Raw genomic sequence first — 18,508 nt, forward strand, 5'->3', positions numbered from 1 at the left:
CAAAAGATTTGACAGTTTCAGAATATGAGTAGAAAGAGAAAAATTTTAAATTAATTGGAAAATAATCATGGAAATTAAAGAGATAAAATCTAATAAGAAGCAGTATATAGACTTACTTTTGTTAGCTGATGAACAAGAGAGTATGATTGATCGCTATTTAGAACGTGGAATTATGTATATCTTGATTGATAAAGGAAAAGTTAGATCTGAATGTGTTATTACGGTTGAAAATGGTAATACAGTAGAAATAAAAAATATAGCCACTTATCCAGAAGATCAAGGTAAAGGGTATGCTAAACATTTGATTAATTTTATTGCTAAGAAGTATCAAAATAAATATCAAATTTTGCAAGTTGGAACGGGTGATAGCCCCTTAACTATTCCTTTTTATGAAAAATGTGGTTTTAAACGCTCAGGTAAGATCAAAGATTTTTTTGTAAAAAATTATGATCATCCGATTTTTGAAGCTGGACATCAGCTACTAGACATGATTTATTTAAGTAAGCGATTAAATTAGAAAGTAGGCTTTATCGATGGAAGAAAATACTAAAAAAATGTTGGCAGGCAAACCATATCGCCCAGATACTGAAGAACTGAAAAAGATTTCCAGTTTAGCTCATCGCTTATCACGTGATTACAACATGACTACTGATGAAGATGAGGTAGAACGGAAAGCAATTATCGATCGTCTTTTTCCGAATCATGGTCAAAATGTATATTTACAAGGACCAATTGAAGTGGATTATGGCCAATTTACACACTTAGGAGATAATTTTTATTCTAATTTCAATTTGACTATTTTGGATACTTGTCCCGTAACAATTGGAAATAATGTAATGTGTGGACCTAACGTAACATTTGCGACTCCATTGCATCCTTTGTTGCCAACTCAAAGAAATGCTCGCAAGCAATCAGACGGAAAAATAGCCGATATTGAATATGGAGCAGCTATCACTGTTGGCGATAATTGTTGGTTAGCCAGCAATGTTACTGTTTGTCCCGGCGTAAAAATTGGTAAAAATTGCGTTATTGGAGCTGGATCGGTAGTTACTAAAGATATTCCAGATAATTCATTGGCACTAGGGGTACCGGCTAAAGTAATACGTCAGATTACTGATCAAGATCATTTAAATAATTATCCATATTAGAAAAAGAAAATGTATACGTTCTCATTGATTCTTTATCAAAATTGTAACCCCAATGAAAAAAATAAATGCTAGTATTATGGGTAGAATTTACATAACATTGCTGGGGGAATTTAAAACGAAACGTATTAATTTAAAAAAAACATTAATCAAATCAACCATTTCGTTAACTATAGCTGCTTCAATGCCTGTTGGAATGGCAATTGCTAATGCCAATAGCTCGACAGTTCAGGCAGCAAGTTATAACAAAACTGAAATGCGGAGCTTTGTTAGAAATACATTAGCTAGTTATTATGCTCGTGGTACCGTAGTTATAGTAAAAGATGGACAACCACAACAAATTTCTTATGGTTACGGTTATTATGGCAAGCGATTAGGTGCGGGAAACAGTAAGGTAGTTTATCCTGTTTGTTCTTTGCAAAAAGTAATTACCGGCGCAATTATCACCCAATTAATTTCTGCAGGGAAGTTTACACAGTATACTAAGATCTCTAAGTGGTATCCTAATTTAAAAGGTGCTGATAATATTACCGTCGGCAACTTGATGACGCATACTTCTGGATTGACAGCAGCTGATACTGAAGTAAATAGAGGACGTGTTTATTCAGAAGCTGATGCAATTAATTGGGTTGTTAATAAGCTAAACTCAACTACGCAAAATCAACCTGGTAATTTTTCATACAATAATACCAACTATATTTTGTTAGCTGGAATTATACGTCAAGAAACTGGACAAAGCTACAAGCAAAATGTGCAGGAACGAATTATTAATAAGCTTGGCTTAAAGCGAACTTATTTCTTGGAAGATATTCCAGCCGGGATGACGGATGGTATCTCATATACCTGGAATCAAAAGAATTACCAATGGGCTCAATATGTTAAAAAGACTCAAGCTTCTCAATTGGTAGGTGCTGGTAATTTGTTCTCAGCTCCAATGGACTATTACCGTATTCAACTTGGTTTAACCAATGGGCAAATTTTGAGTCGAACAGACTTTGATTATATGACTCATTTAACATCACGTTCATCAAATGGTTATTCAGGTGGTTTATATATGAAAAATAATGATAACTTGAAGTTAGCATATGGTAACTTATATAATACTCACTTTGGTAACTGGATTCAGATGACTACAGATAATCAAAATGGTTTGATTATGTTCTTAAATCAAACTCAAAATGATGAAAACAGAAATAAACAAATTGGTTATCAAATTTTGAATCATATCAAGGCTAATACATTTAGCGCAAAATAAAATTTTTCCTGCTTTAAACTTCATGTTAAGCTTAAAGCAGGATTTTTTTGATTGGAGTAAAAAAGATGGTTAATGGTGGCGTATTAGTTAGCCAAGATTTATCTTGTGCTGGTCAAGTATCACTTAGTGCAGCTTTACCTGTTTTAGGAGCATGTGGCTTGAGCCCGACCGTATTGCCTACTGCAATTTTGTCTACACACACGGGTGGCTTTGGTGAGAATACTTTTTTAAGTTTGAATAATGAAATGGCTAAGATTATGGCCCATTGGCAAAAGGTTGGTTTTGATTTTTCAGCTATATACTTAGGCTATTTGGGCAAAAGTGCATTAGATTTTTGGACAGAAAAGATTAGCTATTTTAAACAAAAAAATAAATTGATCTTGATTGATCCAGTAATGGGTGATCACGGTGAACTTTATCGTGGCATTGATGAAAACTATGTAATAAAGATGCGAAATCTAGTTAAGTCGGCTACGATTTTAACGCCGAATATGACGGAGGCAGCATTTTTATTAGGCAAAAAGGCAACTAGTAATTCATTGAAAACAGCAACAGAATTTGCGGCTGAATTATCTAGTCAATTTGGTGTCCCGAATGTCATAATTACCGGTATTTCACTTAATAAGGAAAAAATTGCGGAAGTTGGAATTACAGCCGATCATAGTTGGCCTTTAATTCAGAAAAAACTCCCAGGTAATTATTTTGGTACGGGAGATTTGTTTGCAAGTGCATTTTTTGCTGCTGTAATGCATAAAGAAAATTTAGAAAAAGCGTGTTCAATTGCGGCCGATTTTGTTGCACAAGCAATCAGGGAAACACCCAAGCAAGATTCACGTCTAGGACCAAATTATGCAGCAGCTTTATCAGATTTACTGAAGAGATGGAGTAATAATTAATAATGCAGATATTTAGAGAAAACAAGAATTCTTTACAAGCTTTAGTTTTAACGGGACTTTTTGCGGCAATTATTTATATTGGGATCTGGGTGTTAAGAATCCCAGTTCCTGCTATGGTAGGACGCCCATTTATTCATTTTGGAAATACGCTAACTGCTGTAGCAATTTTATATTTAGGTTATCGTAATGGCATGATTGCGGGAATTATTGGTCTAGGTGGTTTTGATTTGTTAAATGGCTATGCCGCAACATCATGGTTGACTATGCTTGAGGTAGTAGTAGTGGCTTCGGTTTTGACAGCAGTTTATCGAGGAATGCACTATCAAGATAGTAAAAGAAATATTATTATTTTAGGTATTATTGCAGGGGTAACTAAGATATTCACTACTTATTGCGTTTCAATTGTTGAAGCTTTAATGGTGGGGACGAGCTTTAAAGTAGCGTTAGTTGGAGCCTTTGTTAGTTTGCCTGCAACTGTAATCAATTCAATTTCTACTGCAATTTGTACACCAATTTTATATTTTGCTTTGCGGGATGCTAGTCGTCTAATTATAAAAAAGGTTAGATAAATCAATAGATTTTACACGAAATTTGCAAGGTGCTATATTAAAGATATTATTACTGACATAAAAGGTAGGATAGTATGAACGAAGACCTAAAGAAAAAGAATAAACGAAACAATATTATTATTTTAACGATTGCAGTTTTAATTATCGTTGGGGTAATCGCGGGTTTTGGCATTCATAATCACCGTGTGGCAACACAAGCTGCAGCAGAAAAATATGCTAAAACTCACTTTAACCCTAATGTTACAATCGATGGAGTTAAAGTAGGAAAGCTAACCGTTACTAAGGCAATGGCTAAAGTTAACCAAAAAGCTAAAAATCAAGTTGAGTTAAAAAATAACGAACTGGTTTATAGCTATAACACTACAGTCCAATCATTAGATGAGTCCGAGACAAAGGCCTTTTTTAAGAAGCAACAAACTAAAACTCCATCGACTCAGACTTATAAGTTTACTACTAGTAATTTAGCTACAGCTAAAAAGAAACTAACTGACTTAAGCAAAGCAGAGATTACTTATAAAATTAATGGCAAAAATTATCAATTAAAGGCCAAAGATTTATTGAATAATGTGACTTATCGAGATAATCGCTATCAATTTGGTGATACTAGTAAATTAACGACTAAGTTAAATCAAATTGATAAAGAAGTTTCAACATTACACAAGAGCTATAAATTTACAGTGCCAAAGGGCAATAAAGTTAAAGGGAAAACGATAACGGTAAAGAATAAGACTTGGGGTTGGGGCGTTTATGTTAAAAAGACGCAACGCTTACTTCTCGAAGCATTTGCCAAAGGCCAAAAAAACTTTGATGGTGCAGATGCACTTTACGGTTTAGGCTACAGCACTTATCCTCACGGCTATGGTTATTCAAATAAAGAGATTGGTGATACTTATGCTGTTGTATCATTGAAAAAGCAAGAAGTATGGTTGATCAAAAAGGGTAAACTGGCCGTTCATCTTCGTGATGTTGTTACCGGTACTATGGAAGGTTCTAAGGGTGATCAAACTCCGCGTGGGGTGTGGTATATCCACTATAAGGAATCACCAAGTATATTGCGCGGGACCAATGATGATGGTTCAAGTTATGCTTCTCCAGTTAAGTATTGGATGCCATTTACCTTAAGTGGCTGTGGTTTTCACGATGCCTCTTGGCGGACTGATTGGAGCAAGACCGCTTATCTAAAAGGTGGTTCACATGGTTGTGTTAATGTTAAGCCAAGCGAGATTCGAAGCGTTTGGAACAATATTAAAAAGGGCGAACCTGTAATTATTTACGAATAACATGTTTAAGGGATCCATTAAGTTGGATCCTTTTTTATGAAACAATTTTTATAAGGTGAAAAGCTATTTGATTACTTGGAAAAACAGCTAAATGTAAACAATAAACGTGAAACATGGCTCTGAAGCCCGATATTATCGCGATTGTGGATAAAAATATAGGTAATTCACATCTATTACTAACTCGATTAATATTTTTTTGAAAAAAGAGTAGAAAGATGAACCTTTGTTTGATATAATTTTTATGCGAACTAATGGTCTGAAAATAGAAAGATGAGATGATAATAGCTATGATGCAACAAGAGGAATTAGAATCACAGGAAGAAAAAGTTAAGTTTTTTGATGAAGACTGGTTGAATTGGAACTAAAATCTTTAAATGTATAATTCACTTCTGTATAATTAAAGAAAAATAAAAATTTATTAACTCTTTCACCTAAAGGAGTAAATTATGCAAGTAAGAACTAGATGTTTTCAAAGTTTAGATTACGAAGATTTGTGCCGGGTTCATGATGCGGCTCGTTTGCAAGAAATGAAAATAGGCGGAGTGGAGAAATATTTTATTCCGTTTAAGGAAGCACCATACTGGTATAATTTCTTTGATTCTGAGATTAGGATTGTAGAAGTTAATAATGAATTTGCTGGCTTTGCTGCGTATAAGCCACATAATTTAGCTTATTTTTATATTGATCCTCAATTTCAACGACGTGGTATTGGTGATCATTTGTTAGCTTCAGTGTTACCAAATATTAGACGGCCGATTAGGCTAGAAGTCTTTAGCGCAAATATAGCAGCTAAAGCGCTGTATGCAAAGCATGGTTTTAAAATTATCAAAACAGTTAAAGAGCCGTGGTGGTCAGACCCCAAGTCTGAGCCAGTTTCAAGTGATACGATGGAATTAGTGTAAGAGGCAATATTAATGAGTTTTTATAATTTAGATTATGAAGAAAAACGGTTTATTCAGTTAGCTAAAAAGAATACTCGCTCATATTATGAACATCATGATCAGATTCCTTCCTCACCTGGCCAAGTTGAGCTGGCCAAGGAACTAGTAAAGGAAATGAAAGAGCTTGGGCTTGATGCTTACTATAATGAAAAAACAGCTTTTGCAATTGGAAAGTTAAGTGCAAACACAGCAGAAAAGGTAACGCCTATTGGCTTCTTTGCTCACGTGGATACTGCAGACTTTAACGCAGTTAATATTAAGCCACAAATTCACGAAAATTATGATGGTCAGAAAATTATCCTAGATGAGAAAGATAATATTGTTCTTGATCCAACTGAGTTTCCAGACTTATTAAATCTAAAAGGACAAACCTTAATTACTTCTGATGGTCATACTTTGCTAGGAGTTGATGATAAGGCTGGAATCACTGGGGCATTAGCAATGCTTAAATATTTAACTGAACATCCTGAAATTGAACACGGTGATGTTTTTGTTGCTTTTGGTCCAGACGAAGAAATTGGCTGTGGTGGTCAATATTTTGATCCAGCTGATTTTCCTAATGTAGAATTCGCTTATACATTAGACAATGGGCGGCCAGGAGATTTTGAATACGATACCTTTAATGCGTCAGAGATTACGATCCATATTAAAGGGACTGTAGTTCACCCTGGTGAAGCATATGGTCTGATGGTTAACGCAACAACTTTGATGAATGATTTTTTGTCTAATTTACCTCAGGATCAAGTGCCTGAAAAGTCACGTAATCATGATGGTTATTTCTTGGTTCTACATGCTCAAAGCAATGTTGATCATGCCGATATTAGCATGATTATTCGTGATTTTGATCAAAGTGAATATAACCGTAAAGAACAGTTTATTCGCGATCTAGTTAAAAAGATGAACAAAAAGTATGGCAATAGATTTACTGTAAATATTCGTGAGCAATATGAAAATATCTACAACTATATTAAGGACAAGCCATATATTGTAAATCTGGCTCTTGATGCTTATCGCAAGTCTGGACTAAAGCCAAATGTACAATCCTTTAGAGGTGGAACTGATGGAAACTTTATTTCGCCTAAAGGAATTCCTACACCTAACTTATTTAATGGTGGTGGCAATTATCATGGCCGATACGAATATGTGACTGTTGAGCAGATTGATAAATTAGCCGAAGTGTTGACTAATATTGTGACTGAACATTTGCGTCAAACTCGCACTGGTAGGAATGAAAAGCCACTAGAAAAATATTGGTAGATTTAATAGCCGTTTTATTTAACAAATTAATACTGTAGCATTAGGATATAAGTGGCTAGATGAAATATCCTTCCTCCTTAGAAATGATAAATACCATTTTCTTCATTGATAATCTTGCTACATATTGCAGTGGCGCTGTATTTGCGCCGCTGCTTTTTTGTTATTATTGGTAATAAAATACGTAAAAAGTAGGTAAAGTTTTTTCGATTAGCATTTAACAAATAACTTAAATAGAACTACCATATAGGTGGCTGGACGAGAATCTTCTCTCGTAGAAGCAATTAATAAACCAATTTTCTTCATTTATAATCTAACCAAAAAGGACAGGGATGCTCAATTGCATTGCTGTCCTTTATTTTTGATAATCTTCGCCGTAAATATAACGATGTAATTTTAGGTATTGCTCATATAATCTGCGTTCATTTTGATTGTCTTTTGGAAAATAATATTGTTTGCCTTTGAGTCCCTTGGGCATATAATTTTGCTTGGCGATTTGATGCGGAGCTTGAAAAGGTGACTCAGCTAGGCCAGCTCCCGTGATTTCTTTAGCGTGTTTATAATGAAAGTCACGCAAACTATTAGGCATGGGATACCGATTGGGATGATCACTATCTTGATCAAGTCTTTCCCAAATTTCCTCAAATGCTCCTGATTTTGGCGAAATACACATTAACATTGTTGCAAACATTAGTGGATATTTAGCTTTAGGCATTCCTATCTTTTCAGCTTGATTAGCTGCAGTAACAATTTGAGTTACTTGTTGCGGATTAGCTAAGCCAATATAAGTATATGGAATCTCACGCAGACGCCGTACAACCGAAGCTAAATCTCCATTTTTTAGCAAAATAGCAAGATAATAAAGTGCAGCATCTGTGTCAGAGCCAGCCATAGAGTCAGAATATGCAGCTAAATAATCGTAATGTTTAGTGGCTTTCTTATCATAGCTAAAGAATTGCTGCTTAGTAAACGATTTAACATTTGCTAAGGTGATCTTTTTAGGATTAAGTGCATGAACAGTCTCTAAAATGTTTAAAGCAATTCGTAGGTCGCCATCAGCTGCGGCTGCTATCAAATTTAACGAATTTTTTTCAACTTGGTGATCTACTAATTTAAGGACCTTAGTACATGCCTTGTTCAAAACAGCTGCAATATCGTCTTCTGTTAGAGGATTGAACTCAAAGATTTGACAACGTGACCGCACAGCTGGCACAATCGACATAATTGGATTTTCAGTGGTAGAGCCAACAAGTAGAACATGACCATTTTCTAAATAAGGTAATAAAAAATCTTGTAGATTTTTGGTCATACGGTGGATTTCATCAATTAAAAGAACGAAGGTCTGATACTTATAAGCATTAATAATGTTGTTCAACTGTGCTTTATTATCAATTGAAGCATTAAAGGAAGCAAAGGGATAATCATTCTCTTTAGCAATAATTTGAGCTAAGCTTGTCTTTCCGGTACCAGGAGGCCCCCAGAGAAGTAAAGAAATATTAACATGCTGCTTGATAATATTTCTTAAAGCCTTTCCTGGTCCCAGCAATTCACTTTGGCCTACCATATCCGCCAGTGTTTGCGGCCTCATTTGTTCGGCAATTGGTGTTTTAAAATTCATCAAATTCCTTCTTTCAGTAAGGTAAGTATACTATTTTCTACAATTTTTTGTAAAAATAGCTTGCACTATTAAAAAGTAAGTTATACAATAGAACTAATGTACGAGAAGTTAACGAGTTTTTTTAGAAAGAGGCGTATTGTATGATTACTCTTTATATGTCAACAAGTAGTGCATCTTCACGTAAGGCGAGAGCATGGCTTAACAAATATCATCTTTCTTTCAAGGAAAAGAACGTCTTTAAGGAATTATCTAAAGAAGATGTCCTTCATCTGTTGTCTTTAACTGAAAATGGAACTGAGGATATTTTATCTACTCGTTCACAGTCTTTCAAACAATTAAAGAATAAGTTGAATGAAGACTTGTCATTGTCTAAAATGGTTGATTTAATTACTCAGAATCCAGGATTATTAAAGAGACCTATTATTGCAGACGACCATCGGATGCAGGTGGGCTATAATGAAGAAGATATTCGGCAGTTCTTGCCTCGTGATATCAGAAAAGCTGAATTAATTGAGGCACAACGGATTGCTAATGCTGCTTAAATAAGACAAAAAACGATGAATTTACCTTTGTGGGTGATTCATCGCTTTATTTTGCTCTAAATTTTTATTTAGCTGAACCTGGGCGTTGCTTCTTGGCTACTTTTTTACCCATAGTCATGTTGTCATTATATCCCCATACCCAAACTGCAATAAATGAAACTATAATTGAAACAGCACTGGCAATTAGGAAAGTATAGAAACTATTTAGTTGAGTAGGATGGGCCGGGTTGAAAAAGCTTGAGAAGCCAATTAGACCACCGGTAAAGCCATACATAGTACCATGCATTAAACCAGTAACTAGGCCACCGAAGGCTGAGCCAATACAACCTGAAGCAAAGACCTTCTTATATCTTAAGTTAATCCCATAAATAGCAGGTTCAGTAACACCGCAGAAGGCTGAAATAGCTGCTGCAATTCCTAGCTCTTTCATGTCTGCTTTCTTTGATTTGATTGCGACTGCAAGAACAGCTGCACCTTGGGAAACCATTGTTGCGCAGATAATTGCGTTTAATGAGCTTTGACCAGTTGAGGCAATTTGTTGAGCAACTAGTGGCACAACGCCCCAGTGAAGACCAAAAATAACCAATAACTGATAAAAGGCACCGATTATTAAGCCGCCAACCCAGCCAGATGCAGATACTAGCCAGTTAATAAAGACTGCGATACCATTTGCGGCTCCTTGAATGATTGGACCGGTAATAACTAATGTGATAGTTGAAACTACAAGGATAGTAATTAATGGGGTAAAGATCATTTGCAAGTAACTAGGCAAAACTTTCTTTAACCACTGTTCACATTCTTTAGCTAGCCAAGCAGCTAAAATCATTGGAAAGATAGAGTAGGAATAGTTTAAGAATTGGAAGTTCCAAGATCCAAGACTAAACATTGTCGTCATACTCTTACCCCAAGTAATCATTTGTGGATAAACTAAGAAACCGCCAATTACTGCAGCAATCATTGGATCGGATCCTAACCGCTTAGCGGCTGCAAATCCTACTAGAACTGGTAGAAAGAAGAAAGCAGAGTCGGCCATAGCACTAACTGTGACATAGACCGGACTCTTGACGCTAAGTAAAGCACCAAGTTGTGGAAGGGTGAGTAGTGCAAGTAAGCCTTTGATGATACCCGATGCTGCAATAACACCGATTACAGGACTCATTGAGCCGGTAATAAAACCAATTAGATTACTAAAGGCTCTAGAAACAGGATTTTTACCATCATCCTGATTATTAGTTTGAGGTGCAGGATTGTCACTAAGACCAGGCAATTGTTTCATAACTGCATCGTAAACATTGGTGACCTCATTACCGATTACGACTTGATATTGACCACCAGCATGCATAACGTCAAGTATGCCACGTTGATTTTTTAAAATATCATCATTGGCTTTAGACTCATCTTTCAAATAAAAGCGCAAACGTGTGATACAGTGAATCAGGTTATTTATATTATCTTTACCACCAACATTCTTAATAATGAAAGTAGCTAATTCATCATACGAAAGTTTCTTGTCTGAACTATCTTCTTTTGACTCCTTTAAATAAGCTCGAGCAACTGTATTGCCAGCTTCTGCTTTACCTTCAGTTACATCTAAGCCATCAAGTTTCATAGATGAATTGGTGATTAAAGTCATAATCGTAGTATCAAGATCTTTTGCTTTAATCATCTCTATATTCATCGTGGCAATTTGGTCACCAGCTTTAACTTCCTGACCATTTTTAATTACTACATCAAACGGTTCACCTTTAAGTCCAACCGTATCAACTCCCATGTGGACCAATACTTCTAGACCATCTTTAGTAGTAATTCCGATCGCATGCTTTGTTTCAGCAATCATTGAGATAGTGCCGCTAACTGGTGCAAGAACTGTATTATCAGTTGGTATTAAACCAAAACCATCACCCATAGTTCCTTTGCTAAAGATAGGATCACTTGTTTTACTTAGTGCAATTACTTGACCATTAGCAGGAGCAAGTAATGCAATTTCGTTTTTATTCATAAGTGTTATTCTCCCTTTCCTATAAAATCGCTTTCACAAAATTCATTTATTATAATATTCCTGTACGTACAAGTTGTCAATAGATTTTTATGAAAATGATTACATGCCTGCAATATAGTTTTTAGATATATCTCTTGACATGTACGTACATCAAAAATATAATGAACATGATTTTAAGAAGGGACAAGGTCAAGATGACTAAAGCAAAATCTGAACTGATCGCTCAAGACTTAGCTTCTAAGATTAAACATCAACAATTTAAGGAAGGCGAGCGCTTGCCTAGTGAAAATCAATTGACAGAGCTTTATGGCGCGTCACGCGAAACAGTCCGTAAAGCTTTGCAGCAATTGACCTCGTTAGGATTAATCCAAAAAATCAAGGGCAAAGGTTCGATTGTCCTTAATTTGGAAAAGTTTTCGTTTCCTATTTCAGGAATTTCTAGCTTTGCGGAATTAAATAAATCATTAGGAATGAATGCAAAAACTAAGCTACTTAATGATGAAATGGTTGATGATTTGCCGGCAATTTTCAAGAAATTCTTCCCTGAACAAAAGAAGCATGCTGGGATCTATGTTGAACGTTTAAGAATGATTAACGATGGACCAGAAGTGCTGGACTGTGATTTCTTATTTAATCCACCAATTACTGAGCTTCCGTCAGAAGAAGCAGAAAAATCAATCTACAATTATTTAGAAAATAAATTAGGGCTAGATATATCCTATGCAACTAAGGCAATCACGGTAGAAGAAATCGATGCTGATTTACAAGAGAAATTGCAATTGGATAGTAAGGAAGCAGTACTAGTAGCTAGTCATAATTTTTTAGCAGATACAACGCTGTTTCAGTTAACTTTATCCTTTCATAATCCTAAAAAGTTTAAATTTATTGACTTTGCTCGTAGACAGAAAATTAAGTTATAGGAGATAAAAATGACAGATTTAGGCAAAAAAGTAATTTACCAAATTTATCCCAAATCTTTTTATGATTCTAATGGCGATGGAGTAGGTGATATTCCAGGGATCATCGCTAAAATCGATTACATCAAGAAGCTTAACGTTGATATGATCTGGTTTAATCCCTTTTTTGTATCCCCTCAGAATGATGGCGGTTATGACATTGCGGATTATTACCGAATTGATCCTCGCTTTGGCACAATGTCTGACTTTGAGGAATTAACTAAAAAGCTAAAAGAAATAGGCGTTGGCGTCATGTTGGATATGGTGCTAAACCATTGTTCAACCGAAAATATATGGTTTAAAAAAGCTTTGGCAGGAGACGAAAAGTACCGCAAATTCTTTTACTTAAGAAAAGCTAAGCCTGACGGCTCCTTGCCTAATAATTGGCAAAGTAAGTTTGGTGGACCAGCTTGGGCAAAATTTGGTGATACGGATTATTATTACCTACATTTATATGATCCAACTCAAGCAGATCTCGATTGGCATAACCCAGAAGTTCGTCAAGAATTGTTCAAAGTAATTAACTTCTGGCGTTCAAAGGGAGTACATGGTTTCCGTTTTGACGTAATTAACGTGACCGGTAAGGATGAAAAGTTAGTTGATTCAACTGGTGATCCAAGTCAGGAAAAGAGTCTTTATACTGATACAGCAGTAGTGCATCAATATTTGAAAGAAATGAATCGCTCTACTTTTGGTCAAGATCCTGACTCAATTACGGTGGGTGAAATGTCTTCAACTACTATTGCTAATTCGATTGAGTACTCTAAGCCGAGTGAGCATGAATTGTCCATGGTCTTTACTTTCCATCATTTAAAAGTCGATTATAAAAATTGTGAAAAGTGGTCTAAAGAGCCGTTTGATTTCATGAAATTAAAGCACTTATTTACTGAATGGCAAGAAAAAATGGATCAAGGTGGCGGTTGGAATGCTTTGTTCTGGAACAATCATGACCAGCCGTGGGCCCTTAACCGTTTTGGTGATACTGGTAAATATCGAGAGAAATCTTCCGAAATGCTTGCTACTGCGACACATTGTATGCGCGGAACTCCTTACATTTATATGGGCGAAGAAATAGGAATGATGGATCCACATTATTCTTCAATTCATGATTATGTAGATGTTGAAGCTAAAAATGCTTTTGCGGCATTGAAACAAAAGGGAATAAGCGATGATGAAGCATTTGCAATAGTAAAAACTAAAGCACGAGATAACTCTCGTGTGCCGATGCACTGGGATGATAGTAAATTTGCTGGCTTTAGTGAATCAAAGCCATGGCTTTTACCAACAGATCAAGATAGAATTAATGTTGAAAAAGAATTACACGAGGGTGAAATTTTTGCTTACTATCAAAAATTGATCAAGTTGCGTAAGCACGAACAACTGATTTCTGATGGCCATATTAGAATGTTTTTAAAAGATGATCCACAAATTTTTGCCTATGAACGTTTTTTGAAGGATGAAGCTAAAAAAATATTAGTTTTCACTAATTTCTATGGTACTGATCATGTAGCACCATTGCCCGAACAATATCAAAATAAGAATTATCAACTCGTATTGAGCAATTATTCTGCACAAGATGGCAAACTAGAAGAGAATATCTCATTGAAGCCATATGAAGCTTTAGTAATTAAAATTAATTAGACTAGTATAATTAATTGTGTTAAGGTAAAAATGTTCGTGAAGATTTCGATTTACGGACGAGGAATTCGCGAGAAGTCATGATTTTCAGGTCATGGCTTCTTTTTTGCATAATAAGCAAAATTATGTAAAGTAATTGACAGCTTGCTTATAATAGATAGTAGAGAGAAGGAAAAACGATGTTAGTTGATTCTGATAGTTTTATTTCAGTTGAAAAGAAGCTAGTCAAACAAGGCAAGTTGCAAAAATTTGAAAAAGAAAATGGTCCAGTTACCAGTTTAATGATGATTAGTAAAGGAAGAATTGCGGACGATATGCGTTATCAGTTAGTCGAGAACTTGGCACATCATCCATTACATATAGTCTACAAGGCCTCATTTGATCAATATGATGAAACCCTGAATTGTATTTTCGATCGACAAACTAAAAAGCCAATCACAGGTTTATGGTACACGCCGCAAAGAAGAGACTTTACTGAACCGCCTAAGAAAATGGTCCAGCTTTTTATCAGTGAAATTGTAAATAATTTGACTGATTCAACAGGAATAGATTTGCCAATCTGGGTCTTTATCAATGATAAGGCACATTTGGCAGTTACTAAGAAAGATTTGAGTTAAGAAAAAAATCAGTGCGAACCCTATGTGAACATAAAAATGTGGGAGTTTCGCACTGATTTTGTTTTGTATTTTATGTGTTAACTCTTCTTTATATATTTTTGACATAGTATAATAGTTGATGAAGCCAAATATTTAGGATTGGATTTTATCCTAGTACTAAATATTGCGGTCGCACTCTATGTGAGTGCTTAAATTAAATTCAACTCTTGCAAATGCAAAAAAGCATCCCTAATCAAAATAGAGAAGGGGGATGCTTTTTTAATATCATTATTGACGCCAAGCGCTATCTAATTTTTGTTGACCAGCCTTAATTTGAGCATTAACATTTTGATGCTTATTTGCAGCAATTAAAATATTTTCCATAATTTGATTCATACCATTATAAGCAGAGTCAGAGTTCTTAGCTACAGGAACACTGTAGAGATGCTTCATTGAATCCTTTAAGACACTTGGCAATTTCATTTTGCTGTCTAAGTATTCCTTACTATTTAAGACATTATCGTTAACAGGAATATAGCCAGTCTCATTAGCCCAAGTTAATTGGCTAGATTTGCTAGTCAAAAACTTCATATATTTCATGGCAGCATTTTTTTGTGCTTTTGAAGCATGGTTAAAGACATAAAGATCAGTCCCTTGAGAAATAGTGTATTCACCGGGACGAGGAGCAACGCCGTACGTAAACTTGTTGCCTACACCCATCTTAGTGTAACTTTCACCAGCTGAAGTACCGATGTACATTGCGACTTTTTCATTAGCAAAAGGACCGGAGAGGTAACGTTCACTACCAGCAGTTCTAAAGTAGCCATTGCGTACGCCATCTGCGTAGAAGTTAATAACTTTCTTAGAGGCAGCCGAATCTAACTTGATTGAACGACCAAAAGTTTGTCCTTCATTCTTGAGACCTAGAACATAGTAGTTGGCTAAGTTATCAAAACCAGCACCAACAATTTTATGGTTGGACTTTTCATAAATTGCTTTAGAAACAGACTTAAGTTCTGCCATTGTTTTAGGTACCTTTAAACCATATTTCTTAAGTAAGGTCTTGTTATAAGTCAAGACTTCAATAGATTTGTTGAAGGGAATACCATATTGAACGCCATTAATTTGCGCACCCTTCATTAATTCAGGACGAATATTAGATTTGGCTACTGAGCCCCAACCATAAGTTGAATTATTAATGTATGGAGTCAAATTGACCAACATCTTATTTTGCGCAGCTTGATAAAGCCAACCAGGATAAGCTTGAGTCATTGTTGGTAAGTTATTAGGATTTTGTTGAGTAGAAGTAATTTTCCCTTGTAACTGAGGGTAATTACCTTGATTTTCTAGCTTAACTTTGATGTTAGGATTTTCTTTTTCAAATTTATTAGTCAATTGTTTCAAAGTTTTTTGTTGTGCACCATTCATTGCGTGCCACATAGTAATTTCTGTCTTACTATTTTTAGCAGATGTAGTGCTCTTTTGATTTGAACAAGCTGCTAAAAATAATGCTGCAGTAGTTACTGCACCAATTGATAAATATTTTGTTAAGCCTTTCTTTGTCATCGAATTCTCCTCACTAAAAATAACATTAATAAAAATGAAATTTAAAATATATTTTTATTTTAATAAGAACAATATCTTGTATCACTTATTAACTAATGCAAGATAATATACTACTGGCTAAAAAAATAAAATTCAACCCTTGACTTTTTGCCAGCATTTATAAGCATTGATATATCAACGACTGTTTACTTAATAAAAATATTAGTAGCAAGAGAAATTTAATTAAAAACACATTTTATTAAATACAATATCTTGTGTATGATAAATGTAAGAATCAATTAAGCTAAGGCAAAATAATAGCTATTTTCTAGCAAATAGCTTATAATTAATAATGAAGTTAAGAAAAGAAAGGTCGAATTTTATGAAAAAATTAGATACTACTAAGCTTACTGATGAACAAATTGAATTTTTTAACTCACACTTACCATACATGGCAACTGTGAATGCTAACGGTGTGCCACAAGTTGGTCCTAAGGCTTCACTTAAGGCAATTGATGCTTCAACTATTCAATATCTTGAAAAGACTAAGTCAACTGCTTATGCAAACTTGAAGAATGGTTCAGTAGCAGCTATTGTTGTCGCTGATGTTCCTACTCATAAGGCATTTCGTGTTTTAGGACATGCTGAAATTCATGAAGGCGACGATTACGCTAAGAAGATCGTTTCAGGCACTGATACTCCTGAAGCATTCGTAGTTAACATTAAGATCGAAGAAATCGACGCTTAATTCAATATTTTATCGCAATGAGGCATCCCTAGCAGGGATGCCTTTTTTGTTGGTATAATGATGAGTAGTTAAAGTGAAAATAGATTTTTGAAAAAGGTAAATTGTGATTACTAGTAAAAAGAAGCCAATTCTTTGGTTATTATCAGATACACATCTAATTGCAGATAGTTTACATGATGATGGTCTTGCTTTTCAGCATATGCGCAACACTAGTGCAGGTAAAGACTTAGATTATCAGGAGATTGCTTTGACCGCGTTTGTACGTAAAGTAATCCAAGAGAAGCCCACTGCAGTGATAATTACTGGTGATGTAACCTTTAATGGCGCTAAAATATCAGGAGAACGTTTAGCTAATATTTTTAAGCCATTAACTAAAAATAAAATTGCATTCTTAGTTTTACCAGGAAATCATGATATTTTTGACGGCTGGGCTCGCAAGTTTAAAGGTGATCATGAAGATTACACCCCGCAAATTAGCCCAGCTATTTGGAAAGAGATCTTTGCTGATTCTTATCATTATGCTTTACATGAAGATCCTGATTCACTGGCTTATAGCGTTAATCTGAATAAGCAGTATCGACTAATATTGGCTGACTCAAATATTTATGGCAAGCAGGAATCACAAACTCATCCGATTACTAACGGTCGAATTTCAGAATCTCAAATGAACTGGATTGAAAAAGAATTAATTGATGCGCAGCAAAAGCAGCAACAAGTGCTATTCTTTATGCATCATAATCTGTATCGCCATAATAAAGTAATCTATCAGGGATATATTCTTGATAATGCACTTGCACTGCAAGGTTTATTACAAAAATATAATGTAAAAGCGGTCTTTTCTGGCCATATGCACGCACAGAATATTATTGGTCCGTTTGCTAATCGACCAATTGCGGAGGTAGCAGGAGCTTGTTTTTGTATGACTAAGCAGGAATATGGTCAGCTATATTTAGACGAAGCGGGGATGCAATATCAGGTGCATTCCTTCAAAATGGAATCGTGGTTAACTGCAGAAGAAAAGCAAAAAGTGCCAACAGATTTTTCGCAATATTTGAAGCATTTGTTTTTTAGTTTGGATGAAAAGCAACTAAATCAGATTGCGCAAGCTTTATCAGATAAAAATGATGCTAACGTGGTCATAAAATTTGTAGATCAATTGAATTGGAACTTTTTTGTAGGTGAAAGTAATTATTCTGCAGCCCAAAAGAAAGAAATTATTAATTCACGAGAATATCATTTGATTGCCAAATATTTACCTGGTTTTAAGCGCTACGTTGATTCATTTTTACAGGTAGAGCAAAGTAGCCATAAACTGAAGCTTAAGTGGTAGTGAGATTAGTTGCTGTAAAACGGAAACTTCTATTATGAAAAACGATACAGTAGAACAAATTACACCGAGATCGGCCTCTAAGTCTGTTTTACCAGCAACCGGTAGGCAAGATAGTGATCTTTCATGGTTAGGGTTATTACTGTCTGGCTTGAGTTTAAGTGGATTATGGACTCGTAAGAAGAAAACAAAATAAAAT

18 protein-coding genes are annotated in these 18,508 nt (G+C 35.1%); 15 read left to right on the forward strand and 3 right to left on the reverse strand.

Annotated elements, in window-relative coordinates; all coding sequences use genetic code 11:
* The first annotated feature begins 67 nt into the window (after window positions 1-67).
* From CP367_RS03335 to pepT, 8 genes are all read left to right on the forward strand, one after another.
* Entirely contained in the window at window positions 68-517 is a 450-nt protein-coding gene (locus tag CP367_RS03335) for a GNAT family N-acetyltransferase (RefSeq protein ID WP_023488827.1), read from the forward strand.
* Between the two features lie 16 nt (window positions 518-533).
* On the forward strand, window positions 534-1,148 hold the full coding sequence (locus CP367_RS03340; protein WP_005719579.1) for a sugar O-acetyltransferase: 615 nt from the start codon (window positions 534-536) through the stop codon (window positions 1,146-1,148).
* A 181-nt stretch (window positions 1,149-1,329) separates the two neighbouring features.
* The gene (locus tag CP367_RS03345; protein WP_005722311.1) at window positions 1,330-2,400 is read left to right on the forward strand and encodes a serine hydrolase; all 1,071 of its coding nucleotides are present in this window, start codon (window positions 1,330-1,332) and stop codon (window positions 2,398-2,400) included.
* Between the two features lie 65 nt (window positions 2,401-2,465).
* Complete coding sequence (locus CP367_RS03350) at window positions 2,466-3,296, forward strand: pyridoxamine kinase (protein ID WP_089145871.1); 831 nt, start codon at window positions 2,466-2,468, stop codon at window positions 3,294-3,296.
* A 2-nt stretch (window positions 3,297-3,298) separates the two neighbouring features.
* The gene (locus tag CP367_RS03355) at window positions 3,299-3,865 is read left to right on the forward strand and encodes an ECF transporter S component (RefSeq protein ID WP_005719583.1); all 567 of its coding nucleotides are present in this window, start codon (window positions 3,299-3,301) and stop codon (window positions 3,863-3,865) included.
* A 74-nt stretch (window positions 3,866-3,939) separates the two neighbouring features.
* On the forward strand, window positions 3,940-5,145 hold the full coding sequence (locus tag CP367_RS03360; protein ID WP_089145855.1) for a L,D-transpeptidase family protein: 1,206 nt from the start codon (window positions 3,940-3,942) through the stop codon (window positions 5,143-5,145).
* Window positions 5,146-5,591: 446 nt separating this feature from the next.
* Window positions 5,592-6,047 carry a GNAT family N-acetyltransferase gene (locus CP367_RS03365; RefSeq protein ID WP_089143509.1) on the forward strand — a complete coding sequence of 152 codons (456 nt, stop codon included), beginning with the start codon at window positions 5,592-5,594 and terminating at the stop codon, window positions 6,045-6,047.
* A gap of 12 nt (window positions 6,048-6,059) precedes the next feature.
* Window positions 6,060-7,343: a peptidase T gene (pepT, locus tag CP367_RS03370; protein WP_005723045.1), complete on the forward strand. Its 1,284-nt coding sequence runs from the start codon at window positions 6,060-6,062 to the stop codon at window positions 7,341-7,343.
* Window positions 7,344-7,695: 352 nt separating this feature from the next.
* Here the strand turns inward: pepT and CP367_RS03375 are convergent, their stop codons facing one another.
* Window positions 7,696-8,958 carry a replication-associated recombination protein A gene (locus CP367_RS03375; protein WP_005727739.1) on the reverse strand — a complete coding sequence of 421 codons (1,263 nt, stop codon included), beginning with the start codon at window positions 8,956-8,958 and terminating at the stop codon, window positions 7,696-7,698.
* A 140-nt stretch (window positions 8,959-9,098) separates the two neighbouring features.
* On the opposite strand from CP367_RS03375, the gene spx reads away from it, so the two are divergent.
* Complete coding sequence (gene spx, locus CP367_RS03380; protein ID WP_023488757.1) at window positions 9,099-9,500, forward strand: transcriptional regulator Spx; 402 nt, start codon at window positions 9,099-9,101, stop codon at window positions 9,498-9,500.
* A 64-nt stretch (window positions 9,501-9,564) separates the two neighbouring features.
* Here the strand turns inward: spx and CP367_RS03385 are convergent, their stop codons facing one another.
* A complete protein-coding gene (locus CP367_RS03385) occupies window positions 9,565-11,499 on the reverse strand; it encodes a PTS glucose transporter subunit IIABC (protein ID WP_089145856.1) in 1,935 nt (644 codons plus the stop codon).
* A 194-nt stretch (window positions 11,500-11,693) separates the two neighbouring features.
* Here CP367_RS03385 and treR point away from each other — a divergent pair, with 194 nt between their 5' ends.
* The 3 genes from treR (at window position 11,694) to CP367_RS03400 (ending at window position 14,710) form a co-directional block, all read left to right on the forward strand.
* Entirely contained in the window at window positions 11,694-12,419 is a 726-nt protein-coding gene (gene treR, locus CP367_RS03390) for a trehalose operon repressor (protein WP_089145857.1), read from the forward strand.
* 9 nt (window positions 12,420-12,428) lie between these two features.
* Window positions 12,429-14,096 (forward strand): alpha,alpha-phosphotrehalase, encoded by a 1,668-nt coding sequence (treC, locus tag CP367_RS03395; protein WP_089145858.1) that lies wholly within the window; start codon window positions 12,429-12,431, stop codon window positions 14,094-14,096.
* A 176-nt stretch (window positions 14,097-14,272) separates the two neighbouring features.
* A complete protein-coding gene (locus CP367_RS03400) occupies window positions 14,273-14,710 on the forward strand; it encodes a hypothetical protein (RefSeq protein ID WP_023488760.1) in 438 nt (145 codons plus the stop codon).
* A gap of 267 nt (window positions 14,711-14,977) precedes the next feature.
* On the opposite strand, the gene CP367_RS03405 is transcribed toward CP367_RS03400, so the two are convergent.
* Window positions 14,978-16,255: an extracellular solute-binding protein gene (locus tag CP367_RS03405; protein ID WP_005723055.1), complete on the reverse strand. Its 1,278-nt coding sequence runs from the start codon at window positions 16,253-16,255 to the stop codon at window positions 14,978-14,980.
* Window positions 16,256-16,616: 361 nt separating this feature from the next.
* On the opposite strand from CP367_RS03405, the gene CP367_RS03410 reads away from it, so the two are divergent.
* The 3 genes from CP367_RS03410 to CP367_RS03420 all read left to right on the forward strand — a co-directional run bounded on the left by CP367_RS03410 (window position 16,617) and on the right by CP367_RS03420 (window position 18,505).
* Window positions 16,617-16,982 (forward strand): pyridoxamine 5'-phosphate oxidase family protein, encoded by a 366-nt coding sequence (locus CP367_RS03410; RefSeq protein WP_005722407.1) that lies wholly within the window; start codon window positions 16,617-16,619, stop codon window positions 16,980-16,982.
* 103 nt (window positions 16,983-17,085) lie between these two features.
* A complete protein-coding gene (locus tag CP367_RS03415; protein ID WP_089145859.1) occupies window positions 17,086-18,312 on the forward strand; it encodes a metallophosphoesterase in 1,227 nt (408 codons plus the stop codon).
* Window positions 18,313-18,346: 34 nt separating this feature from the next.
* A complete protein-coding gene (locus tag CP367_RS03420; protein WP_005719604.1) occupies window positions 18,347-18,505 on the forward strand; it encodes an LPXTG cell wall anchor domain-containing protein in 159 nt (52 codons plus the stop codon).
* Window positions 18,506-18,508: the final 3 nt, after the last annotated feature.

This window comes from Lactobacillus sp. UMNPBX16 (assembly GCF_002553775.1).
GTDB lineage: Bacteria > Bacillota > Bacilli > Lactobacillales > Lactobacillaceae > Lactobacillus > Lactobacillus crispatus.